At 71.2% G+C, this 22,378-nt stretch carries 22 protein-coding genes, 1 tRNA gene and 1 riboswitch; of the genes, 11 read left to right on the plus strand and 12 right to left on the minus strand.

The features are described 5' to 3' along the window. Positions 1-18 precede the first annotated feature (18 nt). Positions 19-681, plus strand: a complete 663-nt coding sequence (locus tag M8C17_RS14750; protein WP_252417010.1) for a vancomycin high temperature exclusion protein — start codon at positions 19-21, stop codon at positions 679-681. Between the two features lie 52 nt (positions 682-733). Here the strand turns inward: M8C17_RS14750 and M8C17_RS14755 are convergent, their stop codons facing one another. The 4 genes from M8C17_RS14755 to M8C17_RS14770 are packed head-to-tail and all read right to left on the minus strand — an operon-like array spanning position 734 to position 3,918. Then, entirely contained in the window at positions 734-1,384 is a 651-nt protein-coding gene (locus M8C17_RS14755; protein ID WP_252417011.1) for an aminodeoxychorismate/anthranilate synthase component II, read from the minus strand. A 2-nt stretch (positions 1,385-1,386) separates the two neighbouring features. Beyond that, complete coding sequence (locus tag M8C17_RS14760; protein ID WP_252417012.1) at positions 1,387-1,671, minus strand: hypothetical protein; 285 nt, start codon at positions 1,669-1,671, stop codon at positions 1,387-1,389. A gap of 4 nt (positions 1,672-1,675) precedes the next feature. After that, positions 1,676-3,118, minus strand: coding sequence for a class E sortase (locus M8C17_RS14765; RefSeq protein WP_252417013.1), 1,443 nt, complete (start codon positions 3,116-3,118; stop codon positions 1,676-1,678). Further along, on the minus strand, positions 3,115-3,918 hold the full coding sequence (locus tag M8C17_RS14770) for a DUF881 domain-containing protein (RefSeq protein ID WP_252417014.1): 804 nt from the start codon (positions 3,916-3,918) through the stop codon (positions 3,115-3,117). Before M8C17_RS14770 ends, M8C17_RS14765 begins: the two co-directional genes overlap by 4 nt. Before the next feature lie 222 nt (positions 3,919-4,140). On the opposite strand from M8C17_RS14770, the gene M8C17_RS14775 reads away from it, so the two are divergent. The 5 genes from M8C17_RS14775 (at position 4,141) to M8C17_RS14795 (ending at position 10,494) form a co-directional block, all read left to right on the plus strand. Then, complete coding sequence (locus M8C17_RS14775) at positions 4,141-4,404, plus strand: cell division protein CrgA (protein WP_252417015.1); 264 nt, start codon at positions 4,141-4,143, stop codon at positions 4,402-4,404. 287 nt (positions 4,405-4,691) lie between these two features. Next, positions 4,692-6,890 carry a (Fe-S)-binding protein gene (locus tag M8C17_RS14780; RefSeq protein ID WP_252417016.1) on the plus strand — a complete coding sequence of 733 codons (2,199 nt, stop codon included), beginning with the start codon at positions 4,692-4,694 and terminating at the stop codon, positions 6,888-6,890. A 118-nt stretch (positions 6,891-7,008) separates the two neighbouring features. Continuing rightward, complete coding sequence (locus tag M8C17_RS14785) at positions 7,009-8,322, plus strand: hemolysin family protein (RefSeq protein ID WP_252417155.1); 1,314 nt, start codon at positions 7,009-7,011, stop codon at positions 8,320-8,322. Beyond that, complete coding sequence (locus tag M8C17_RS14790; RefSeq protein WP_252417017.1) at positions 8,315-9,316, plus strand: hemolysin family protein; 1,002 nt, start codon at positions 8,315-8,317, stop codon at positions 9,314-9,316. The genes M8C17_RS14785 and M8C17_RS14790 overlap by 8 nt, the downstream gene beginning before the upstream one ends. 167 nt (positions 9,317-9,483) lie before the next feature. Next, entirely contained in the window at positions 9,484-10,494 is a 1,011-nt protein-coding gene (locus tag M8C17_RS14795; RefSeq protein WP_374558375.1) for an NlpC/P60 family protein, read from the plus strand. Between the two features lie 56 nt (positions 10,495-10,550). On the opposite strand, the gene M8C17_RS14800 is transcribed toward M8C17_RS14795, so the two are convergent. Continuing rightward, a complete protein-coding gene (locus M8C17_RS14800; protein ID WP_252417019.1) occupies positions 10,551-12,569 on the minus strand; it encodes an N-acetylmuramoyl-L-alanine amidase in 2,019 nt (672 codons plus the stop codon). 234 nt (positions 12,570-12,803) lie between these two features. Next, positions 12,804-12,939, plus strand: a riboswitch (cyclic di-AMP (ydaO/yuaA leader). Positions 12,940-12,951: 12 nt separating this feature from the next. Here M8C17_RS14800 and M8C17_RS32160 point away from each other — a divergent pair. Further along, complete coding sequence (locus tag M8C17_RS32160; protein WP_252417020.1) at positions 12,952-13,992, plus strand: NlpC/P60 family protein; 1,041 nt, start codon at positions 12,952-12,954, stop codon at positions 13,990-13,992. 59 nt (positions 13,993-14,051) lie between these two features. Here M8C17_RS32160 and dcd read toward each other — a convergent pair whose 3' ends face one another. Continuing rightward, positions 14,052-14,630, minus strand: coding sequence for a dCTP deaminase (gene dcd / locus M8C17_RS14810; protein WP_030332009.1), 579 nt, complete (start codon positions 14,628-14,630; stop codon positions 14,052-14,054). A 99-nt stretch (positions 14,631-14,729) separates the two neighbouring features. On the opposite strand from dcd, the gene M8C17_RS14815 reads away from it, so the two are divergent. Beyond that, complete coding sequence (locus M8C17_RS14815) at positions 14,730-15,287, plus strand: pyridoxamine 5'-phosphate oxidase family protein (protein WP_252417021.1); 558 nt, start codon at positions 14,730-14,732, stop codon at positions 15,285-15,287. A gap of 86 nt (positions 15,288-15,373) precedes the next feature. Here the strand turns inward: M8C17_RS14815 and M8C17_RS14820 are convergent, their stop codons facing one another. Continuing rightward, positions 15,374-16,357: a zinc metalloprotease gene (locus M8C17_RS14820; RefSeq protein ID WP_252417022.1), complete on the minus strand. Its 984-nt coding sequence runs from the start codon at positions 16,355-16,357 to the stop codon at positions 15,374-15,376. 236 nt (positions 16,358-16,593) lie between these two features. Here M8C17_RS14820 and M8C17_RS14825 point away from each other — a divergent pair. Beyond that, positions 16,594-16,667: transfer RNA gene (locus M8C17_RS14825), tRNA-Gly, on the plus strand. Positions 16,668-16,774: 107 nt separating this feature from the next. On the opposite strand, the gene M8C17_RS14830 is transcribed toward M8C17_RS14825, so the two are convergent. After that, positions 16,775-17,797 carry an LD-carboxypeptidase gene (locus tag M8C17_RS14830; RefSeq protein WP_308209426.1) on the minus strand — a complete coding sequence of 341 codons (1,023 nt, stop codon included), beginning with the start codon at positions 17,795-17,797 and terminating at the stop codon, positions 16,775-16,777. Positions 17,798-17,890: 93 nt separating this feature from the next. Then, positions 17,891-18,535, minus strand: coding sequence for a dihydrofolate reductase family protein (locus M8C17_RS14835; RefSeq protein WP_252417024.1), 645 nt, complete (start codon positions 18,533-18,535; stop codon positions 17,891-17,893). A 70-nt stretch (positions 18,536-18,605) separates the two neighbouring features. Between M8C17_RS14835 and M8C17_RS14840 the strand changes: the two genes are divergently transcribed. After that, on the plus strand, positions 18,606-18,971 hold the full coding sequence (locus tag M8C17_RS14840) for a VOC family protein (protein WP_252417025.1): 366 nt from the start codon (positions 18,606-18,608) through the stop codon (positions 18,969-18,971). Positions 18,972-18,988: 17 nt separating this feature from the next. Here the strand turns inward: M8C17_RS14840 and M8C17_RS14845 are convergent, their stop codons facing one another. After that, positions 18,989-19,690, minus strand: a complete 702-nt coding sequence (locus tag M8C17_RS14845; RefSeq protein ID WP_252417026.1) for a dihydrofolate reductase family protein — start codon at positions 19,688-19,690, stop codon at positions 18,989-18,991. A 210-nt stretch (positions 19,691-19,900) separates the two neighbouring features. Between M8C17_RS14845 and M8C17_RS14850 the strand changes: the two genes are divergently transcribed. Then, positions 19,901-20,779: an LLM class flavin-dependent oxidoreductase gene (locus tag M8C17_RS14850; protein WP_252417027.1), complete on the plus strand. Its 879-nt coding sequence runs from the start codon at positions 19,901-19,903 to the stop codon at positions 20,777-20,779. Positions 20,780-20,803: 24 nt separating this feature from the next. On the opposite strand, the gene M8C17_RS14855 is transcribed toward M8C17_RS14850, so the two are convergent. After that, positions 20,804-21,235, minus strand: coding sequence for an ASCH domain-containing protein (locus M8C17_RS14855; RefSeq protein ID WP_252417028.1), 432 nt, complete (start codon positions 21,233-21,235; stop codon positions 20,804-20,806). Positions 21,236-21,291: 56 nt separating this feature from the next. Further along, complete coding sequence (locus M8C17_RS14860) at positions 21,292-22,350, minus strand: questin oxidase family protein (RefSeq protein ID WP_252417029.1); 1,059 nt, start codon at positions 22,348-22,350, stop codon at positions 21,292-21,294. Positions 22,351-22,378 lie beyond the last annotated feature (28 nt).

A 22,378-nucleotide genomic window follows, 5' to 3' on the forward strand; every position in this document is an offset into this window, starting at 1 on the left:
TCCTCCGGTGCCGCCCGCGTGAGCCGGTGGCCTCGACGCCTCAGACGCGCCGCCGTCCTGGGAGCGGCCGCACTGCTGCTCGCCAGCCTTCCGTGGCTGTGGACGGTGATCGCCGCACGCGGTCACGTCCACGCCGAGTCCGATGCGCCGACCGCCGACGTCGTGATCGTCCTCGGCACCGCCGTGGCACCCGACCGGCGTCGACCGGGGGATCGGCTGACCGGCCGCCTGGAGACCGCTGCCGCCCTGGTGACCAGCGGGCGGGCTCGGGTGGTCCTCGTGTCGGGCGACGGGGGTGGTGCGTCGGGTGACGAGACGGCGGTGATGACGTCGTACCTGACCGATCTGGGTGTCGACCCGCGTCGGGTGGTGGCCGACCCGTTCGGCCTGGACACCTACGACAGTTGTGCCCGGGCCCGCGAGGTGTACGGCGTCGAGCGGGCACTCATCGTGACCCAGTCCTACCACGTGTCCCGGGCCGTGACGCTGTGCCGACATCTCGGCCTCGACGTCGACGGCGTGATCGCTCGCTGCCCCGGCTGCGGGCCGGCCCTGCTCGTCGAGAAGTCGATCCGGGACTATCTCGCCAGCGGCAAGGCGGCGTTGGACGCTGTCCGGCGCAGACCGTCCGCGGTCCACTCACCCGTCAACCCGGCCGTGCGGGACGCGCTGAAGGTCTGACCGGCCGCCGAGCCGGTGCGCGTATGCCGGGGCAGGCCGGGGCGGGGCGGTTTCAGGTGGTGGCGAAGGCGGCCCGGCGGCGGGCGTCGACCTCGGCGGCGAGTTCCGGTGCGCGCTCCAGCGCCTCCCGGTAGCCGCAGGCGGCGAGCCAGTTGGCCAGCATCAGGTGCCCGCCCTCGGTGAGCACCGACTCCGGGTGGAACTGCACACCCTCGATCGGCAGCGTCCGGTGCCGCATCGCCATCACCACGCCGGACCCGGTCCAGCCGGTGACCTCCAGCTCGTCGGGGAGCGTCTCGGGCAGCACGGCCAGCGAGTGGTAGCGGGTGGCGGTGAACGGGTCGGGCAGGCCGGCGAGGACGCCGACCGACTGGTGCCGTACCTCGGAGGTCTTGCCGTGCAGCAGCTCGGGCGCGCGGGTGACGGTCGCCCCGAACGCCTCGCCGATGGCCTGGTGGCCGAGGCAGACGCCGAAGATGGGCAGCTCGCCCGCGTACCGGCGGATGACGTCCAGGCAGATGCCGGCCCGGTCGGGGCTGCCCGGCCCCGGTGAGAGCAGGATGCCGGCGGCGCCCAGGCTGCCCACCTCGGCGACGTCGATCTCGTCGTTGCGGCGGACCTCGCAGTCCACGCCGAGCTGGCCCAGGTACTGCACCAGGTTGAAGACGAACGAGTCGTAGTTGTCGATCACCAGGACGCGCATGGTCACCTGTTCGGGGAGGGGGGCGCGGAGTTGTTCTGGTCGGTGTCGTAGGGCAGCTCGTGCTCGTCACCGGCCGGAGCGTCCCCGGGCACCGTGTCACCGCCGCCCGGGGCTCCGGGGACGTCGGAGTCCTGGGTGACCTGTACGTCGTCGAACGGCAGCAGCGGCTCCGCCCACGGGAACGCCACGTACCAGAGCAGGGCGACCGTGGCGGCGGCGAGCAGCAGCGAGCCGGTCAGCTTGCCGGCCAGACCGAACGGGAGCTTGCGCCAGATGAACGCGTACATCGGGTCAGCCTCCCAGCTCCGCCGGGCGGCCCGCCGACTTTGGTTGGGCGCGGTCCAGCTCGGCGTGGATGATCAGGCGCTGGTAGTTGTCGAACTTCGGGTTGCAGGTGGTGAGGGTGAGCATCCGCCTGGTCGGCTTCTTGTTCGGCTCGCCGGGTACCGGGGCCACCACCTCGACCTGGGTGGGCTTGACGATCCGGGACTGCGACACCCGGTAGACGTACCAGTCGGTCTTGCCCTCGACCACGATGGCGTCGCCGTCGTTCAGCTCGTCCAGCCGCCAGAAGGTGGCCCGGTTGCGGTGGCCGGCGACGGAGAAGTTGCCGACCTGGCCGGGCAGCGCGCTGGTCGGGTAGTGGCCCGGGGCGTACCGGATGTCGGCCTGGGTGACGCCCTCGACCACCACCCAGTTCTTGTCGAGCTTGGGGATGTAGAGCCCGGCGATCGGCTTGCCGCGCACGGGTGGCGACGGTTTGACGCTCGGGGCTGCGGCTGACGGTGCGACCGTCGGGTCGTCGGTCGGGCCCCACGCCTGGGCGAGTTGCTGGCTGAGGTCGTCCTGGTGGGCGTCGACGATGGCCGACTTGCCCCACACCTCGTAGCCGGCGAAGAGCAGCACCACCAGGCCGAAGGTGATCAGGACCTCGCCGGTGACCCGGATGCCGGTGCGCACCCGGGAGCCGAGCGACGGGCGGGTGAGCTCGGAGTAGACGCTCTTGTAGCCCTCGCCGGTCTGGTGTGGCCGGAGTTGGACCACCCGCTCGCCACGTCGGGGCCGGGGCGGCTCGGCGGCGCCGTCCTCTGCGCCGGCCGGCTCGTCGGTCGTGGCCGTACGGGGGACGGCGCCCATCAGCGCCGTCGAGTCCATGGCTGGCGGACGGGCCGCGGTGGGCATGGACGGGATCGGTTGGGTGGCGGCCGGGTCAGCGGCGCGGTTCGGCGGGGCCGGGGAGACCGGGGCCGCCGGGGAGCCGGTCGCCCGCGTGGGACGGGCGCCGACCGTTGGCATGAACGCGGTGGGCGCGTCGCCACCCGACGGGGTCGAGGTGCGGGGAGCCACCGGCGGGGCCGGGGTGGCGGATGTCGGTGGGCGGGTCGGGGCGTTGCCAGGGGCGGCAGGCCGGACCGGTCCCTGGTTGGGTGCGGTCGGACGGCCGGGGGCGGGCGGACCTGCGGGGCCGCCGGGCGCGGCCGGTGCGGCGCCGGGCCAGGGCGGCGGAGCGTCGCTCCCCTGCTGACCCAGGGCTGGGCCGGCGGTGGGCGGCTCGGGGGCGGCCGGCGGGCGGGTCGCGCGGGGCCGGGTGGGCAGCACCGGATCGGGCCAGTTGCCGGCCGGGCCGGGCCGCGCCGGTGTCGGCTCGGGCCGGTCGAACTTGGGCAGGAACGCCGTCGGCTCGTCGGCCTGGTCCCGGTGTCGCCCGTCGCGCCGGTCGTCCGCGCCGCTCACCGGGGCACCGTCGCCGAGCGCAGGGCGGTCGAGTCCTCGAACGCGGGGACCGTCACCGTGGAGGCGGACTCCTTGTAACCGAGCTGGTAGTCGTCGACTGCGTCCTTGAACAACCGGACTCCCTCAGAGCTGGCGAGGGCCTGCTGGAGGGCAGCGGGATCGCCGATTGCTACGATCTTGAACGGTGGGGAGTACACCCGGCCGTGGAGCAGCAGGGTGTTACCGACGCAGCGTACCGCGCTGGTGGCGAGCACGCGGACGTTCATGATTGACATGGCCTCCGCTCCACCTGCCCAGAGCGCGTTGACCACCGCCTGCACGTCACCCTGGTGCACCACGAGGTCGTCGTTGCTGGCGTCCGAGGGGGTCTGGTCGCTCCGTCGCGGCGCGTCGTTCAGCTCCACCGTCACCCCGGTGCCGGTCAGCGCGGTGAACCCGGCGGCCTGGAGGTTGAGCGCCCCGCGCTGCTGCTGGGCCTTGATCGGGCCGTCGGAGTCGGCCAGCGCGTCAGTTCGTTGCTCGACCTCGCCGCGCAGTGTGGCGGCCCGGCGCTCGCTCGCCGCCACCTGCTCGCGGCGGTCCTCGATGAGCTGGTTGAGCTGGGGCCGGCGGTCCTCCCGCAGCGCGGTGCCGCCGGCTGTGGTCGCGGTGGTGGTGAAGAGCAGTCCCGCCGCGGCGGCGATCAGGGGCACCCCGATCGACCAGCCCGGTCGGCGTTGACGCGGTCGCCGGGGCAACAGCCCGGCGCCGGCCCGTCGGAGGGCCTTCTGCCAGGAGGCTGCGCCGGATGTGTACTCCACCGAGCGTTCCTTCCGCGTGTCGGGGATCGTCCGCCCCGGCCGGGGCCGGTGATCCGAACAGTCCCGCCTTTTTCGGTCACTCCGTGCACCGGCCTGACCCCATTCGTGGTCCAGACGGGCGTTCGGGACTACGCTAGCTGTCGAACATTATTGGCCATGGACCGTCGCCCCTGCGCCCGGTTGTCAGGCCGGACGAGGTCGTCACCCCCTCTGGAGAGCGTCGTGCCCAAGTCTCAGGTCCGCAAGAAGAAGGTGTACACCCCGCCGACGGACGTCCGTCCGACGACGGCGGCGTCGACGCGCAAGCCTAGCCCGGTGTGGCTGCCGGTCACGGCGGTCGCCCTGATCGTGGCTGGCATCGGTTGGCTGGTGATCTACTACCTCTCCGAGCAGCAGTACCCGGTCGCGTCGTGGCAGTACTGGAACCTCGCGGTGGGCTTCGGCGCCATGGTCGCCTCGCTGGCTCTGCTCTCCCGCTGGCGCTGAGCCGGCTCGGCGCTTCCGCGCCGGAGGACCCACGTCACCCCGTCGAGCCCCTGCCCGGCAGGACCGGGCGGGGCACCCTATGGTGTCCGCAGGCGGCGTGGCCTACTGCGAGATGACTCACGTTACTGCTGGGTAACCTTGCGCGTAGGCTGCATTGCATGACCGAGCGGAGCGAGGTCATCGACCGGTCCGGTCGCAGGTGCGGCAGCGGTGCGACGCTGACCTCGGCCTGACCCGGCCCCGGTCGCTGAACCGCTCGACAGCAGCAGACCGGGGAGGCCAACTCGATGGGCAGCGTCCAGATCGTCACCACGATCCTCGCGGCCGCCATCACCGCCGTTGCGGTGTGGCTTGCGGTGCGTGCGGTCCTGAAGATGGTGGCAGTCATCCGGCTCGGGCAGCCCGCGCCGGAGCGGTTCACCGACAAGGCCGCCCGCGCGAAGACCATGCTGGTGGAGACCGCCGGCCACACCCGGATGCTCAAGTGGGGCGTCGTGGGTGCGGCGCACTGGTTCGTGATGGTCGGCTTCATCGTGCTGTCGCTGCTGGTGCTCGAGGCGTACTTCGAGGTGGTCACCCCGACCGGCGGGCTGCCGATCATCGGGCACTGGACGATCTTCGGACTGGCCACCGAGGTCATCACCGTGCTGGGCCTGGTCGGCATCCTGGTGCTGATGGCGATCCGGCTGCGCAACCGGCCCAACCGGCCGGGCGGGCGGTCCCGGTTCACCGGCTCGACGATGTGGCAGGGCTACTTCGTCGAGTGGATCGTGCTGCTGGTCCTCATCTTCGGGTTGCTGATCCGCGGCTTCAAGGTCGCCACCGACCACTTCGAGTACCCGCTCTGGGCCACCCCGGTCAGCCACGCGGTCGGCGCGGTGCTGCCCGACTGGCAGGACGGTACGAGCGTCGCCGCTGTCATCAAGATCATTATCTCGATGACCTGGCTGATCGTCATCTCGCTGAACGTCACCATGGGCGTGGCCTGGCACCGCTTCCTCGCGTTCCCGAACATCTTCTTCAAGCGCGAGCCGGCCAAGCCCGCCGGCTCCGGTCTCGGCGCGCTGCGCCCCATGACGAGCCAGGGCAAGCCGCTCGACTTCGAGGAGGCCGACCCGGAGAAGGACCAGTTCGGCGTCGCCCACGTCGAGCAGTTCAGCTGGAAGGGCCTGCTGGACTTCAGCACCTGCACCGAGTGCGGTCGCTGCCAGTCGCAGTGCCCGGCCTGGAACACCGGGAAGCCGCTGTCGCCGAAGCTGCTCGTGCTGAGCCTGCGCGACCACGCGTACGCCAAGGCGCCCTACCTGCTGGCCGGCGGCGGCAAGGACCTGACCGGCGAGGAGAAGGCCACCCAGGCGCAGCTCGCCCACCTGGACGTGTTGGCCCTGGCCGAGGCCGACAAGCCGTTGATCGGCACCGCCGAGGAGGGCGGCGTCATCGACCCGGACGTGCTCTGGTCCTGCACCACCTGCGGCGCCTGCGTCGAGCAGTGCCCGGTCGACATCGAACACGTCGACCACATCGTCGACATGCGCCGCTACCAGGTGCTGATCGAGTCGAGCTTCCCCTCCGAGGCCGGCGTGATGCTGCGCAACCTGGAGAACAAGGGCAACCCGTGGGGCGCCCCGCAGAACACCCGCGAGGACTGGACCAAGGGGCTCGACTTCGAGGTGCCCCGGGTCGGCGAGGTGGACGACTTCGAGTACCTGTTCTGGGTCGGCTGCGCCGGCGCGTTCGAGGACCGGGCCAAGAAGACCACCCGCGCCGTGGCCACCCTGCTCAACGAGGCGGGCGTGACGTTCGCGATCCTGGGCGAGGGCGAGACCTGCTCCGGCGACCCGGCGCGGCGGATCGGCAACGAGTTCGTCTTCCAGATGCTCGCTCAGCAGAACGTGGAGACGCTGAACGAGGCGTTCGAGGGCCGCGAGAAGGCCAAGCGCAAGATCGTCGCGACCTGCCCGCACTGCTTCAACACCCTGGGCAACGAGTACGGCCAGCTCGGCGGCGAGTTCGAGGTGGTCCACCACACCCAGCTCCTGGCCCACCTGGTGTCCACCGGCAAGCTCACCCCGGTGCAGCCGGTCGACGGCGGGGTCACCTACCACGACCCCTGCTACCTGGGCCGGCACAACCGGGTCTTCGCGGCTCCCCGCGAGGTGCTGGGGGACGCCATCGAGGGCGAGCTCACCGAGATGCCGCGTAACAGCGAGCGCTCCTTCTGCTGCGGCGCCGGCGGTGCCCGGATGTGGATGGAGGAGAAGATCGGCAAGCGGATCAACGTGGACCGGGTCGAGGAGGCCATGTCCACCGGGGCGAAGACGGTCGCCGTCGGCTGCCCGTTCTGCTCGACGATGCTCAGCGACGGGGTGAACGGCAAGGGCGCCGGCGAGCAGGTCGAGGTCATCGACGTGGCCACCGTGCTGCTCCGCTCGGTCAAGCCGGAACAGCAGCAGGGCGAGAAGGAGGCCACGCCGGTCGCCGGCTGAGGCCCGTACCCCCCGGTCTATATGGTCGACGGCGGCGGCACCCGTGGGTGCCGCCGCCGTCGTGCAAGAATCTCGCCGAGGTGAGGCGAACATCGACGGCCTGCTCTTGACCACGCTGCTGCCCCTGGTCGGCTTCGTTGCCCTGACCGCGGGCAACGCGTTCTTCGTCGCGGCCGAGTTCGCCCTGGTCACGGTCGATCGTGCGGAGATCGACCGGCGGGCCGCCGCTGGCGACGAGGCCGCCCTGAGGGTACGCACGGCGCTGCGCGAGCTGTCCTTCCAGCTCTCCGGAGCGCAGCTCGGCATCACCATCACCGCGCTGCTCACCGGCTACCTGGCCGAACCGGCCCTGGCGCGGATCTTCACCCCGCTGCTGCACCCGGTTGCCGGCGACAACACCGAACGGTTCACCCCGTTCCTGGCGTTGGCCCTCGCGACTCTGATCTCCATGCTCTTCGGCGAGCTGGTGCCCAAGAACGCCGCGCTGGCCCGGCCGATGCCGGCCGCGCTGGCCACCGCCGGCCCGATGCGGACCTTCTCCCGCACGTTCGGCTGGGTGATCCGGGGGTTGAACGGCTCGGCGAACCGGCTGGTCCGGGCGCTCGGGGTGGAGCCGCAGGAGGAGTTGGCCAGCGCCCGCTCACCGGAGGAGCTGGGTCTGCTGGCAGCCATCTCCGCCCGGGCCGGTGCGCTGCCCACGGACACCGCGATGCTGCTGCGCCGCACCATCCGCTTCGGTGACAAGCGGGCGGCCGAGGCGATGACCCCCCGGGTGGACGTGGTGGCGCTGCGCGCCACGGCCACCGTGGCCGAGCTGCTCGACCTGTCCCGGCAGACCGGGCGGACCCGGTTCCCGGTGTACGAGGAGACCCTGGACCTGGTCACCGGCGTGGCGGGAGTGCCGGACGCGCTGGGGGTGCCGCTGGCCGCTCGGGCGTCGACCATGGTCGCGTCGGTGGCCCGCGAGCCGGTGTACGTGCCGGAGAGCCTCGACCTGGACGGTGTGCTGGCCGCGTTGAAGGCGGCGGGGGCCGACCTGGCCATCGTGGTCGACGAGTACGGCGGCACGGACGGCGTGGTGACGGTGGAGGACCTGGTCGAGGAGTTGGTCGGGGAGATCGCCGACGAGTTCGACCCGGCCAGCGTTGACGACGCCGGCCCGGGTGAGCTGACCGTGCCGGGCGGGGAGCGCACGGTGCTGGTCGACGGGGTGCTGCGCTCCGACGAGCTGGCCGAGCAGACCGGTTTCCAGCTGCCCGACGGGCCGTACGAGACGCTGGCCGGGTTCCTGATGGCCCGGCTCGGGCACATCCCGCTGGCCGGTGAGGCGGTCGAGGAGGGTGGCTGGGAGTTCACCGTGGTGGAGGTGGAGCGGCACCGGATCGAGCAGGTCCGGGTGCTGCGACCGGCGGAGCCGGACGACGATGACTGAGCTGCTGGTGACCGTGGTCCTGTTGCTCGGCAACGGGTTCTTCGTGGGCAGCGAGTTCGCGCTCATCGCGTCCCGGCGGACGGTGATCGAGCCGTTGGCCGCCGGTTCGAAGCGGGCCCGGTGGGCGTTGTCGGCGATGAACCAGATCCCGCTGATGATCGCCGGCGCGCAGCTCGGCATCACGGTCTGCTCGCTGGGCCTCGGCGCGATCGCCGAACCGGCGCTGGCGCACCTGCTGGAGTCGCCGTTCCACGCGGCCGGCCTGCCCGACAGGGCGGTGCACCCGGTGGCGTTCGTGCTGGCACTGGGTGTGGTGGTCTTCCTGCACACGGTGGTCGGCGAGATGGTGCCGAAGAACATCACGCTGGCCGGTCCGGAGGTCTCGGCGCTCTGGCTCGGCCCCGCGATGCTGGCGTTCTGCGTGGCCACCAAGCCGCTGCTGCTGGCGATGAAGTGGGCGGCCCGCCGTGTCCTCGCGCTCTGGCGGGTCGAGGCGTCCGAGTCGGTGAAGACGGTGTTCACGGCCGAGGAGTTGGCCGGGCTGGTCTCCCAGGCGCGTACCGAGGGGTTGCTCGACGCCGAGCAGCACGCGCGGATCACCGGCGCGCTCGCCCTGCACACCCGGACCGCGGCGGACGCGTTGCAGCCGTGGTCGACGGTCGTGACGGTCGCCGAGGACGTCTCGCCGGCGTCGCTGGAGGTGCTGGCGACGCGGACCGGCCGGTCGCGGTTCCCGGTGGTGCAGCGTTCGACCCGCCGGGTGCTCGGCTTCGTACACGTCAAGGACGTGCTCGGGTACGCCGGGCAGGGTCGCCGGGCACCCGTTCCGGCGCAGGTCTACCGGCCGCTGGCGGTGGTGCCGCCGGAGCGTACGTTGGCCGATCTGCTGCTGGCCATGCGCCGCGAGCGGCGGCACATGGTGCTGGTCAGCGACGGTCGGCGACCGCTCGGTGTGGTCACGCTCGACGACGTATTGACCGCAATCGTTGGCTGATCGGCCAATACCCTTGGTGTGCAAGCGGTTGCGGCACAGTGATGATGACGCGGTCCGCCTTGATTACCGCCCGCCACTTCCCTAATGTGGGGCACCGACCGCTGTGGGTCGTCTGCCTCGGCCCTTCCCTCACGCGAGGCGCCCGGCGGTCGGTCGCAAAGGAGTCGGTGCCGGTGGCAACCATGCCCCCTCATCGTCACGCCCCTGGACTGTCCACTCGGCCGGGCGGTCTGCGTCGTGTCGCCCACCGTCTACTCGTTCTGGTCGCCGCCGCAGCCGTCGGCGCCGGAGTCCTCGCCGCGCCGGCGTACGCCGAGCCCACGGTCGACGAGATCGAGGCGCAGATCGACAAGCAGTGGGAGCAGTTGGAGCCCACCATCGAGCAGTACAACAAGGTGCGGGCGCAGCTGAAGGACAACCGGAAGAAGTCGACGGACCTGCAGAAGAAGATCGAGCCGCTGGCACTGCAGAGCGAGTTGGCGCTGAACCGGGTCGGTGACCTCGCCTCCCGCTACTACATGTCCGGGCCGTCGCAGGACATCGGCGCGCTGCTGGTCAGCGCCAAGCCGGACACGCTCACCGAGCAGCTCACCGTGCTCGACCGCCTGGCCGCGCAGGAGCGCAAGGAGGTCGAGGGCGTGCTGGCCGTGCGGGCCAAGTACGACGGTCAGAAGCAGAAGCTCGACGCGCTGATCGCCACCCAGACGAAGCAGCAGAACGAGCTGGCGGCCAAGAAGAAGCAGATCGACGGCGAGATCAAGCGGCTTGAGGCGTCCCTGCCGAAGACCACGGTCAAGACCGCGGGCTGCCCGACCATCAACGGTGTGGTCAGCGACAAGGCCCGCACCGCGATCCGGACGGCCTGCGGAAAGATCGGCAAGCCGTACGTCTGGGGCGCCACCGGCCCGAACTCGTTCGACTGCTCCGGCCTGACCCAGTACGCCTACAAGGCCGCCGGGATCAACCTGACCCACCACACCGGTGACCAGTGGCACGAGGGTAAGGCCATCTCGCGGGCCGACGCCCGTCCCGGTGACCTGGTCTTCTTCTTCAGCGACCTGCACCATGTCGGCCTGTATCTGGGCAACGACCAGATGGTGCACGCGCCACGCGCCGGTAAACCGGTGCAGGTGGCCAGCATCAACAACATGCCGGTCGCCGGGTTCCGCAGACCCTGACTCACCGCACGCACGACGACGGCCCCCGGTCACCGACCGGGGGCCGTCGTTTCCGTTCAGCCGGGTGCGCCCAGCGGCGACGGCAGCAGCAGCACGTCGTCCAGGTTGACGTACATGATCCGGTGACCGAACTGGACCTGCACGTAGCGCAGGTCACCGCGGACGACGGTCCAGTCCCCGGGCGACGACCCGTCAAAGGTGGTCGCGCGGTAGTACTCGCTCGGCAGGATCCCGCCCACCGCGTACCGCTGCCCGGCGGCGAACGTGTACTGCAACGGCGAGATGGCCTGGTAGGGCACGCCGGCCGGATAGGCGGCCTGCTCCGGGTAGGCCCGCCCGTAGACCGGGATGGTGGCCTTGCCCGGCTTGGGCGTCACCACGAAGCCCGTGGCCCACTTCGCGGTCCGCGCCGAGGTGGGGTTGTGGAACCAGGCCTTCTGGCCGAGATACCAGATCGCCGTCCAGTCGCCGCGGACCTCCGCCACCGCGTACGTCTGGCCGGCCGAGGCGCGTGCGCCGTGGTCGGAGACGTACATCGTGTCCGGTGAGCCGTCCGGGCGCAGGGCGATGTCGTTGACCAGTGGTGCGCCGTGGTCCGGCGCGCTGCGCAGGATCACCGCCGACGAACCGCGCGACGGGCACGGCGCGGCCGGCGGCACCGGGGTCGGCACGCCCGGCGGCTGCTGGTTGCAGCCGTAGAAGGCGGGCCGGTTGGTGGCGAAGTCCGGGTCGATGGTGACCAGGCCGGTGTGGGCCGTGCCGGTGGTCCGGAACGGCGCCTTCATCAGATCGAAGTAGTGCGACCAGTCCCAGTAGGGGCCCGGGTCCCAGTGCATGCCGCGGACGTTCCCCGCGATGGTGCCGGGAACGTTGTCGTGGCCGATGATGTGCTGGCGGTCGAGCGGGATGTTGAACCGCAACGCCAGGTGCCGCACCAGCTTGGCCGAGGTGCGGTACATCGCCTCGGTGTACCAGGTGCCCTGCCCCGCGAAGCCCTCGTGCTCGATGCCGATCGACTTGGCGTTGACGTACCAGTTGCCGGCCTGCCAGCCGACGTCCTTGGCCTTGATGTGCTGGGCCACGTAGCCGTCCACCGAGCGCAGCGTGTAGTGCCAGCCCAGGTAGTCCGCCTGCTTGACCAGGTCGACGCTGGGCGCGAAGTAGCCCTCGGTGTCGTGGATGACGATGTACTCGATCTTCTGCTGTGCCGGCCGGTTGCCCAGGTCGTGGTTGCCGTAGTCGCCGGCACCCGGCCCGTACTTCTCGTACGGGGCGGGAATCCACTCGCAGGCGAGGCGGACCGGGCACTCCAGCCCGTCCGGCCGTTCCGTCCGCCGCAGCCCGAGCCGGTGCAGCGCGCTGGCGTCCGGGTTGACCGCCTGGGCGGTCAGGGTGACCTGGTGGCCGTCGTCGGTCCGCCGGCTCGCGCCGACGCGGATCTGGTCGTACACCTCGTCGGCGAAGGCCGCCGCGGCGGCCTCGGTGTCGGCGCCGGAGTACCGGGCCACCGCGCCGTACCAGGCCCCGGGGTCACTCACCGCGCCGACCGGTCCGCCGAGATCCCTCTGGTACGAGGAGAGCAGCGCGGCCCCGCCGCGGATGTTGGCGGCCGGATCGGAGCGGAGCGTCTCCGTGCCGACTCCGACGAGGCTTGCCGCTGCCTGGAGGGTCTGCAGCGCCGCCGCCGCGGGCGGGGCCTGCCGCGATCCCGTCACCGTGGGCGCGGTGACGGTCAGCGGCCGGGACTCGTCGCCGCGCGGGTCCTCGCCCTCGTCGACGTGGCCGCCGGCGGGCAGCGTGGTGACGTGGGCGGCGTCGGTCAGGTGCAGCGGGCCGTAGCCGCCACTGGTGCTGGGGGTGCCGGGATGGATGTCCCACCGGGATTCCAGATACGAGACGCCGAGAAGGATGCTCTCCGGAACGCCGTACTCGGCGGCTGCGGCGGCGTACTGCTGCAGGCGGTCGGCGGTGGGCGCGGCGGCGGCCGGCCCGGGTATTGGTGCGGCGGTCAGGGCGGCGACCACGGTGGCGGCGAGCAGCGCGCGCCGGCCGGTCGACAGGGTTGGATGGTGCATCGAACCCCCTAGATATCGCGAGTACAGGTGAGGTCACCTTCGCGCCGTCCGGGAGTCCGCGTCAATATCTTTCCGAATATCGGCGTGACAGGAAACAAATCTCCGGCAACGGTGGGTGATCCCGTCGGATCGGTACGGAGTGTCACGGCCGCACGGGTTGCGGATCGGTAACAGCCGTCTCTACTCTGGTCATTCGTCGGCCCGATAGCAGGTCCACCCAGCCCGGGCGGTAACGGACCGACACCGCCGAGTCGCTTCCGAGCGAACCGGGGACCCAGGTTTTCCGGGGTGAATCCGCAACCACTGCGGTAGGGCGCCAACTTCCCGCCCGAACCCGTCAGCTAACCCGGTAGGCGGTCAGGAAGAAGGAGTACGGAACCCGGTGGCTCACCATGCCCCGCGGCCGTCGTCCGAGCGGTCGGCGTCAGCCGGCCCGACGTCGATCGTGCCGCGCCCACGCTGGTCCCGCTTCACCACCGCCCTCGCCGCACTGGTCGGCGTCGCCGTCGTCCTGACCGGCAGCGCGACCGCGGCCCACGCGGACCCGTCCGTCGCCGAGATCGAGCGCCAGATCGACGCCGACTGGAACAAACTCGAACCGATCATCGAACGGCACAACGCCACCCGCACCGACCTGGCCGCCAAGCGCAGGCAAGCCGACGCGCTCGCCGCCCGGATCGCCCCGCTGGAACGCCAGGTCGACGCGGCGATGGACAAGGTCAGCGCGCTCGCCGTCCGCGCGTACAAGGGTGAGGCCGTCTCCACCGTCAACGCCGTGTTGGGCAGCCGGTCGCCGAGCGAGGTGGTCGGGCAGCTCGAGATGCTCGACCGGTTCGCGCACAACCAGCAGGAGGACGTCCGGCAGGTCGCCGACCTGCGCGACGAGCTGGCCCGGCAGAAGGCGCCGCTGGACGAGATGGTGACCCAGCTCACCCGGACCGAGGCCCAGCTGGCGGCCAAGAAGAAGCAGATCAACGAGGAGATTGACCGGCTGCAGAAGCTGCGCCTCAAGGTGTACGGCAACGGTGGCGGCGGCCCGCTGCGTCCGGCGCCCTGCCCGGCCAGCTACCCGGGCGGCGGTGCCGGCGTGGCCGTCAAGTTCGCCTGCGCGCAGATCGGCAAGCCCTACGTGTGGGGCGCCGAGGGCCCGAACTCGTACGACTGTTCCGGCCTGATGCTGGCCGCCTGGGCCAAGGCCGGGGTTTCGCTGCCGCACAACGCCGCCCAGCAGAGCCGGGTGACCAAGGACGTCAGCAGGGCCGACCTGCGCGCCGGTGACCTGGTCTTCTACTACAGCGACATCCACCACGTCGGCATGTACGTCGGCAACGGCTGGGTCGTGCACGCCTCGCAGGCCGGCCAACCCATCAAGATGAAGAAGGTCGACGACGGCCCGATCCACAGCTACGGCCGCCCGGGCTGATCCCGGATGACCGGAGGGCCCGTCGCGATCAGTCGCGGCGGGCCCTCGTCGTTACCGTGTCAGCGGGTGGGCCAGGTGCGCCAGTGCTGCCAGGCGCGGCTCGGCGTGGGCCCCCGCTGGCCCTGGTACCGAGAGCCGTAGACCACCGAGCCGTACGGGTGCTCGGCCGGCGAGGAGAGCCGGAAGATGCAGAGCTGCCCGATCTTCATGCCCGGCCAGAGGGTGATCGGCAGGTTCGCCACGTTGGACAGCTCGAGCGTCACGTGACCGGAGAATCCCGGGTCGATGAAACCGGCGGTGGAGTGGGTGAGCAGGCCGAGTCGGCCCAGGCTCGACTTGCCCTCCAGTCGGCCAGCGAGCTGGTCGCCGAGCGAGATCACCTCGAGCGTGGAGGCGAGCACGAACTCCCCCGGGTGCAGCACGAAGGGCTCACCGTCGGGCACCTCGACCGCCGAGGTCAGGTCGTCCTGCTGCATCGCCGGGTCGATGTGCGTGTAGAGATGGTTGTTGAAGACCCGGAACAGCCGGTCGAGTCGTACGTCGATGCTGGACGGTTGGACCAGGGTGGGCTCGAACGGCTCCAGGCCCAGCGTGCCGGCCTTGATCTCGGAGACCAGGTCGCGGTCGGAGAGCAGCATTCGACCACCATAGCGGCGTTGCCGAGAACGCCCGGATCCGGTGCCGGTGACCAGCGCGTCGAGGTCGCTAGTCGTACATTTGTTCGATAGAATGTCGGCATGGCTTCCTGGTCCGAATTCGCCGCCGACGAGCCCCGCCTCGCCGACGGGATCCGCGTTCTCCTCCAGCAGTACGGGCCAGGCTTCGGCTACCTGGCAACGGTCCGCGCCGACGGCGGGCCCCGGGTTCATCCCGTCTCCCCGGTCATCACCGACGAGGGGCTGTTCTGCTTCGTCATCGACTCGCCGAAGCGCCGTGACCTCGAACGGGACGGCCGTTACGCGCTGCACTCCTTCCCACCGGAGGAGAGCGACGACGAGGCGTACGTGGCGGGGCGCGCCTGGCCGGTGACCGATCCGGCCCGGGTGGCTCGGCTGGCGCAGAGTTCCCGGGCGGCTCCGCAGGTCGACTGGCAACTGTTCGAGTTCACCGTCGACGTGGCGATGCTGACCCGCCGCGAGCAGCATGCCGCAGTTCTGCCCGGTGACGCGCCGGGCGGGCCTGCCGTTCAGGTCTGGCTCGACCCGCACCCCCCGGCCATGGCGGCCAAGCCGGCCGCCGTACCGCAGACCCGCCCGGCCCGTCGCAGCCGTGACGTCCAGCGTTCGGCCGCCTGACCGCTGCCCACAGACCCGGTCCTGGGGGAAAGACACCGGTGCCGGCTCCGTCGTGACGGAGCCGGCACCGGTGGTACGCGGGAAAGCTACGCCGCGCGGTACGCGTTCCACGCGGTCAGCATGCGGCTCGCCTGACCGGGAGTGAACTGGTACATGCACGAGTCGTAGGTGTAGTCCATGAAGTTGGTGATCGGGTCGAGCCCGGTCGCCGAGCAGGTGTCGCGCCCGGTCGGGCACTGGAAGGCCGGCGACGCCTCGGCCGGGGTGTCGCTGACGCTGTCACCCGAGCCACCGCAACCACCCTGGAAGGTGTGGTAGAGGTTCAGCCAGTGGCCCACCTCGTGGGTGCCCGTGTCGCCCTGGTTGTAGTTGGTCGCCGTGCCACCCGGCAGCGACTCGCTCAGCACGACCACGCCGTCCATGCTGCTCAGCTTCCGCTGCGGGAAGGTGGCCCAGCCCAGCAGGTCGTCACTCAGCTCGCCCAGGTAGATGTTGAGCGTGTTCTTGCCGCCCACGCGCAGCGAGGACTTCATCGACCGCTCCGCCGTCGAGCCCTCGACGATCGGGTACCAGGACGGGTTCGTCACCCGGTTGATCTTGTCGAGCCGGAAGTCGAACGCGGTGACCGCGCCGCCGGTGGCGCCGGCGTAGGCCTGGTTCAGCACGTTGATCTGGGCGGTGATCAGCGAGTCGGGGATGTTGCCGCCGGCCCGGGTGCTGTCCCGCTGGATCACGTGCACCACCACCGGGATGGTGACGGTGGCCAGCACCGAGGCACCGGCCCCGGCCCGGAAGTTCGCGCGCTCACGCAGCGCCGCCACCAGGTCGGCGTCCCGCTCGCGGACCTGCTTCGCGGTCAGTTCGTTCGGCTCGTGCTTGGCCGCGGCGCCGGGCTTCACCCGGGCGTTGGTGTGGCTGTCGGCCGGCTCCACACAGGCGCCACCGGGCGCCGCGGAGAAGGCCGAAGCAGCCGGAACGACGCCCACCGCAGCGGTGCTGAGCAGCAGCGCGAGGGTCGTCGACGCGACACCGGCGGCACGCCGGGTCAGCAGGTTGGGACGGAGCCCCATTGGCCCACCTTCTTTCTGGCGGCGTGGCAGGGGGTGTGTCACGCCGGGCTGAGAACGTGTGGCAGACGTTACAACTCATCGACGCATTTGAGAACGGCCATATGTTGCCGTCCGGAAACTTCTTTCCGCAAGGTGCGGTATGCCGACGGTGACGACGGCGGCGCGGCGGGGTGGGTCTGGCGCGCAGGGGTACCTGGGTGCACCGGCTGGGTGACTCAGGTACAGTGGTGCCGCCTGCGGGTGTAGTTCAATGGCAGAACATCAGCTTCCCAAGCTGACAGTGCGGGTTCGATTCCCGTCACCCGCTCCACGTACGGGAGCCCTGGTCAGGACCAATGGTCCGCCAGGGCTCCCGTGTTTCTGGGGCGTGACGGGGATGGGCCATCGGTCGCCTCAGCGGCCGGTCGGTCGCCGTGCTCAGCCGACCGGTTGCGTTGTCGGGTCCGGGCGTACCGCCGGTTCGAGCAGCGACAACGTCCGCTGCTGCGCGTCGAGGCCGACACGGATGCCGACCGGCATCGGCAGATTCGGGCCGGCGTGTCCGAACTCGACGTTGCCCAGGACCGGGATGTCACGGTCGCCGAGGACGTCGAGGACTATCTCGGACAGGGTCGGGGACGCGTCGGGTGCCTCCAGCCCGTCGATCGCGTACGGGATGCCCACGACCATGCCGGCAATCCGATCGAGGATGCCGCAGTGCCGCAGCACCTGCAGATAACTCCACACGTACGACGCCTGGCCACCCATCTCCTCCCAGAACAGCACCGCGCCGTCGAACCATTCGAGCGGCAGCGCGTAAGGCGTCGCCTGCGCCAGCACGATGCGATTGATCACCCCGCCGATCAGCCGGCCTTCGGCACGACCGGCACGCCAGCACTCCCACGACGGGCTGGCGGGCAGCGTGCCGATCGCCTCCGTACCGGTCAGCAGCGTCGAGTAGAGCTGTTCAAGTTCCGCTCGGCGCGCCGCGGGCGCAGCCTGCCACGCCCCGCCGAGTCCGGGCGTGGCCAGGTCGGCGTGGAACCCGACCAGACCCGTGCGTGCGTAGAGCACCAGGTGCAGCAGCGAGATGTCGCTGTAGCCGAGGATCGGCTTGGGGTCGGCAACGATCGCCTCGACGTCGATCAGGTCGAGGTAGCCGAGCGCCGTCTGGCCGCCGTCGTGCGCGATGATGGCACGCACCTCAGGATCACGTAGAAGAGCGTTGAAATCCCTGGCGATCTCCGCCGGCGTGGCCGCGCTCCACCAGTGGTGCCGCCCTGCTTCGAGCAGCGGTGCCCGACGTACGCGGAATCCCATCCGCTCGAGCACGACCACTGCCTGGTCGAGGTCGGGTTCGTAGGCGGCATGGAGCGGCCCGGACAGCGATGCGACAACGACGAGATCTCCGGGCCGCAGAGCACGAGGTCGAAGCAGTTGAGGCAGTGCCGGACCGGTCACCGACGCAGTGTTCCAACGCGCGTGACAACAGGCCAGGCATTAACCGACCGACCGCCCAGCAGGTGGGGCTCACCAACCACCGCAGGTCGATGGTCACCGTCTCCAGAACAGGAGGTGGGTGACTCCACTGGGGCTTGGCACCGAGTCGAGGTGGAAGCGGTCGAGAAGATCGGTGTGGCTCTCCCACAGCCGCTCACCGCGACCGAGGTCGACGGGCGCGACGGCGATGTGCATCGTGTCGACCAGGTCGGCCTCGATGAACTCACGGATCGTGGCTACTCCACCACCAAGGCGTACGTCCCGGTCGCCGGCGGCCCGCTTAGCGCGTGCCAGCGCCTCGACCGGGTCCGCGTCGAGGAAATGGAAAGTGGTGTCAGCCAGGGTGAACGACGGGCGTTCGTGGTGGGTGAGCACGAAGACCGGCGTGTGGAACGGTGGGTTGTCCCCCCACCACCCCTGCCACTCGTGGTTCTCCCAGGGGCCACGCTGGGGGCCGAACTTGTTGCGACCCATGATCTCCGCGCCGATGTTGCAGTCGTAGTCGCGGGTCATGTAGTCGTCCAGCCCGCGAGTGCCGCCGGGTTCGGTTCGGTAGTGGAAGCTGGCGGTGGCGGCGCGCCAGGAGAACAGGGGGGCGGGGTCCGCGTGGCCGAAGGGCCGTTCCAAGCTCTGACCCTCACCTGTGCCGAATCCGTCACGCGACACGTTGAAGCACTGCACCCTCAACAGCTGCGGCATCGATCCTCCTTGGTAACTGTTCAGCAGATCGGTACGGGGAAGGGCTAGTGTCCGTTTTGGAGGTGATCCCGTGTTCACCGAAGCTTTTCCGATCGTGACGACGCCCGACCTGCCCCGGCTGATCGCGTTCTACCGGGACGTCGTCGGCTTCGAGCAGACCTACCGGTTTCCGGACGACGGCGACCCGGAGTTCGTCGCACTCCGGCTGGGCAACAGCGAACTGGGCCTGGCCGCCGACCCGAAGGCGGGCGGCCCGTCCGCGGCACTGCGATGGGAGTTGTGCGTCTACGCCGACGACTGCGACGAGGCCGTGGACGTGCTGCGCGCCGCGGGTGCCACGGTCACCGAGGAGCCGGTCGACCAGCCCTGGGGTGAGCGGTCCGCCCGGGTCACCGACCCCGACGGCAACCGGTTGCTCGTGTTGTCGCGCCTGTAGGCGCCGGTCGCCGGGAATCACTCGGTCGCCGTCGGGCCGCCGCCGCTGCCCCGGTCGTCGAGCACGAGCGGGGCGCGACCGGTCACCGCGTACCGGATGTGGGTGACCTGCGGCGTGTGGAGGACGCGGGTCGGCGTCAGCTCGATCCCCTCCTTCTCGCCCAGGTCGAGGTCCGCGTCGAACAGCCGGAGGCCGGTGCCGAGCACGACCGGTACGACGTGCAGCTCCAACTCGTCCAGCAGGCCGGCCTTGAGCACCTGCCGCACCAGGCTGCCGCCTCCGGCCACGGCGACGTTCCGGCCGCCGGCCGCCGCGCGTGCCTGCTCGACGGCGCTGGCCACACCATCGGTGACGTAGGTGAAGCTGGTGCCACCTCCACGCAGGAGAGGCTGGCGGGGGCGGTGCGTGACGACGAAGACCGGCGCGCGGAACGGCGGCTCCTCGCCCCAGGGCACCTCACCTCCGTCGGCCATCCGCCGTCCCATCACGTACGCGCCGGCCGCCCCGAACGACTCGGCGACCACGTCGGAGTTGGTGTCCCGCTCCCCACCGGCGAAGCCCAGCCGTTCGCGCCACGCCATCGCCTCGGTCGCCCAGCGGGTGACCCGGAAGAAGCCGAGGCTCTCGGCCGAGCCCATCCAGTTGCCGTCGCCGGTGAACTGCGGGCCGGCGTAGAACCCGTCCACCGACACCGACAGCTGTGCGGTCACCTTCGTCATCTCGTGTGGTTCCTCTCCCGTCGTGCGACACCCAGCCTGGGTGCTCGCTCAGCAACGGGTCGGAGCTGGGCCTACGAGTTCCTACCGAACACCTGTGTGACGACGGTCACATATCGGGCAGCGCCAGGATCGACGGGCATGCCCGCAGGGTACGGGCCGGCCGGAACGGGTGGAAGCCCGATCGCCACCGGCACGGCTAGGCTGGCGATCATGCGGATTGGCATCGTGATCCTGCCGGACCAGCGCTGGGCGGAGTCGCAGCGTCGCTGGCGACAGGTCGACGAGTGGGGCTTCGACCACGCCTGGACGTACGACCACCTGGGTTGGCGGGACCTGGTGGACGGCCCGTGGTTCGACTCGATGACCACGCTGACGGCAGCCGCGACGGTGACCTCCCGGATTCGGCTGGGCACCCTGGTGGCGTCGCCGAACTTCCGGCACCCGGCCGCGTTCGCCCGGCAGATCACCACTGTGGACGACGTTTCCGGCGGTCGGCTGCTGCTCGGTTTGGGCGCGGGCGGCATCGGGTTCGACTCGGCGGTGCTGGGCGGCGAGACGCTGCCGCCGCGCCAGAGAGTCGACCGGTTCGCCGAGTTCACCGAACTGTTGGACCTGATCCTGCGGGAGGACGGCACCACCTGGCGTGGTGACTGGTTCACGGCGGTGGACGCGCGCAACAACCCGGGTTGTGTGCAGCAGCCCCGGGTGCCGTTCGTGGTGGCCGCCAACGGGCCGCGGTCGATGCGGCTGGTGGCCCGGTTCGGTCAGGGCTGGGTGACCACCGGCACCGAGGCGGAGGACGTGGAGGGCTGGTGGGGCACCGTGTCGGCGCTGTGCGCCCGGATGGACCGGACGCTGGACGAGGCCGGCCGCGACCCGGCGACCCTGGACCGCTACCTGTCACTGGACGCGGCCCCGGTCTTCTCGCTCAGCAGCGCCCAGTTCTTCGCCGACCAGGTCGGCCGCGCCGCCGATCTCGGTTTCACCGACGTGGTGACGCACTGGCCGCGGGCCAGCAGCTGGTACGCCGGTGACGAGGCCGTCCTGGCGGACGTGGCGACCCGACTGCTGCCAGAGCTGCGCGGCTGAGCCGCGCCGCCTGCATCGCCGACGTCACGTGCCCAGGTCGCCGCTGGCCACGCCGCCCTCGCCGCCGGAGACGAGCCGCAGCCGGAGGCAGACGATCGGGGTGTCGTCGTCGACCGGGGTGCCGAGCCGCGCCCAGTAGGCCGAGTGGCCGGCCCGCCACTCCTCGATCGAGCGGTCACCCTCACCTTCGGAGCGGGCGAAGTCCCAGGGCACGTCGGCGAAGCGGACCACCTCCACGCCGGTGATCTCCACGACGCCGGCCAGCGCGTCGTCGTCGTCGACGAGGGCCAGCCGTTCGCCGACCCGCTCCAGCTCCTCGTTCTCTGCGGCGTACTCGGCGAGCCGGCCGGCCGTGGCGGTCTTCACGCCGGCCAGCACCAGGGTGTTCAGGGTCGCCCGTAGTTCGCCCGGGGTGCCGAGGGCGAGCGTGCGCAGGTCACCGATCCGAGGCCACATCCTGCCGAGGCTAGGCCAGCGCGGCCCGCGCCGCCGCCGCAATACGCCGCGCCCGGTCAGATGAGCTGGCCGGCGTAGCCGGCGGCGCCGAGCAGCCGGTCGTCGCCGGTGGCGGCGTGCGCGTCGAGCACCGCGTCGGCCAGCTTGACCACGTGCGCGTCACCGTGCCGGGCCGCTCGGGCGAAGACCTCCGCCGGGGTAGCGGCCGGCACGGTCGGCGGCGCGATTCCGTCCGTCGGGGCGTACACCGAGGTCACGGCCGCCGTCGCGGCCCAGGCCGCGGCGAGGCTCGGTGCCCAGAGTGCCCGGTCCAGTGCCGGCAGGGTACGCAGCACCGCGGTCGGCGCGGTGACCGCGTGCACCAGCATGACCGGCGCGGCGTGCCCGAAGCGCAGGTAGTCCAGGCCGGCCCGGTGCACCAGCGTGGCGAGCCCTCGCTCCGCCTCGGCCGGGGTCCGCGCGGGGCGCAGCGCCGCGAGCGCGGGCTCCCACCGGGGTACGCCTCGCAGCCGGCCCAGCCGGTCCAGGATGCCCCCGGACCGGTCGTCGATGCGGGGCAGCGCGGCCAGGGCGGCGGCCACGTCCGGCCCTCCCGCCTCGGCGGAGTGGTGCTCGCTCGACGCCGCCGGGTCGAGGATTCCGTCGGCACCGGGGACGGGCTGCCAGCGGGCCGCCCAGTAGCCGAGGGCCTGGCCCAGCTCGGTGAGCCGCTGCGGGTTCGCGTCGGCCGTGTCGAGCGCGCGTACGGCGTGCCCGACCCGGATCACGCCGTGGGTGGCGCCGGCGGCGATTCCGGGCAGCAGCCGAGGCCACCAGGTGCCGAGCACCTCCCGCCACGGGTGCTCGCGCAGTTCCCGGTCGAAGTGGGCGAGCCAGTCGCCGGCCCGCTTCGGGTCACCGAGTGCCTCCCGCCAGTCGTCGATCGGGCGCAGCCCTCTGGGCAGGTCGTCGAGGCGACCGAGGTAGTCGTCGAGCCAGCGGTGCACCCGCTGCTGGTGCCCGTGCCGGGCCAGCGCCTCGACGGCCATCGGCCCGTGGTTGGACAACCAGCCCTCGTATTCGGGGCCGGTGCGGTGCAGCCGTTCGTACGCCTCGTCGAGAATCCCGTCGCTCATGTGCCGATCGTCGGAGATGAACCAAGGT

Source organism: Micromonospora sp. RHAY321, from assembly GCF_023896955.1.
Classification (GTDB): Bacteria; Actinomycetota; Actinomycetes; order Mycobacteriales; family Micromonosporaceae; genus Micromonospora.

What these genes read in the sequence shown, in the direction of transcription:
- M8C17_RS14755 (WP_252417011.1), bottom strand. Translation starts at nt 1,384, where the DNA reads ATGCGCGTCCTGGTGATCGACAACTACGACTCGTTCGTCTTCAACCTG.
- M8C17_RS14760 (WP_252417012.1), bottom strand. Translation starts at nt 1,671, where the DNA reads ATGTACGCGTTCATCTGGCGCAAGCTCCCGTTCGGTCTGGCCGGCAAG.
- M8C17_RS14780 (WP_252417016.1), top strand. Translation starts at nt 4,692, where the DNA reads ATGGGCAGCGTCCAGATCGTCACCACGATCCTCGCGGCCGCCATCACC.
- M8C17_RS14790 (WP_252417017.1), top strand. Translation starts at nt 8,315, where the DNA reads ATGACTGAGCTGCTGGTGACCGTGGTCCTGTTGCTCGGCAACGGGTTC.
- M8C17_RS14800 (WP_252417019.1), bottom strand. Translation starts at nt 12,569, where the DNA reads ATGCACCATCCAACCCTGTCGACCGGCCGGCGCGCGCTGCTCGCCGCC.
- dcd (WP_030332009.1), bottom strand. Translation starts at nt 14,630, where the DNA reads ATGCTGCTCTCCGACCGCGACCTGGTCTCCGAGATCAAGGCCGGCACG.
- M8C17_RS14815 (WP_252417021.1), top strand. Translation starts at nt 14,730, where the DNA reads ATGGCTTCCTGGTCCGAATTCGCCGCCGACGAGCCCCGCCTCGCCGAC.
- M8C17_RS14820 (WP_252417022.1), bottom strand. Translation starts at nt 16,357, where the DNA reads ATGGGGCTCCGTCCCAACCTGCTGACCCGGCGTGCCGCCGGTGTCGCG.
- M8C17_RS14835 (WP_252417024.1), bottom strand. Translation starts at nt 18,535, where the DNA reads ATGCCGCAGCTGTTGAGGGTGCAGTGCTTCAACGTGTCGCGTGACGGA.
- M8C17_RS14845 (WP_252417026.1), bottom strand. Translation starts at nt 19,690, where the DNA reads ATGACGAAGGTGACCGCACAGCTGTCGGTGTCGGTGGACGGGTTCTAC.
- M8C17_RS14850 (WP_252417027.1), top strand. Translation starts at nt 19,901, where the DNA reads ATGCGGATTGGCATCGTGATCCTGCCGGACCAGCGCTGGGCGGAGTCG.
- M8C17_RS14855 (WP_252417028.1), bottom strand. Translation starts at nt 21,235, where the DNA reads ATGTGGCCTCGGATCGGTGACCTGCGCACGCTCGCCCTCGGCACCCCG.
- M8C17_RS14860 (WP_252417029.1), bottom strand. Translation starts at nt 22,350, where the DNA reads ATGAGCGACGGGATTCTCGACGAGGCGTACGAACGGCTGCACCGCACC.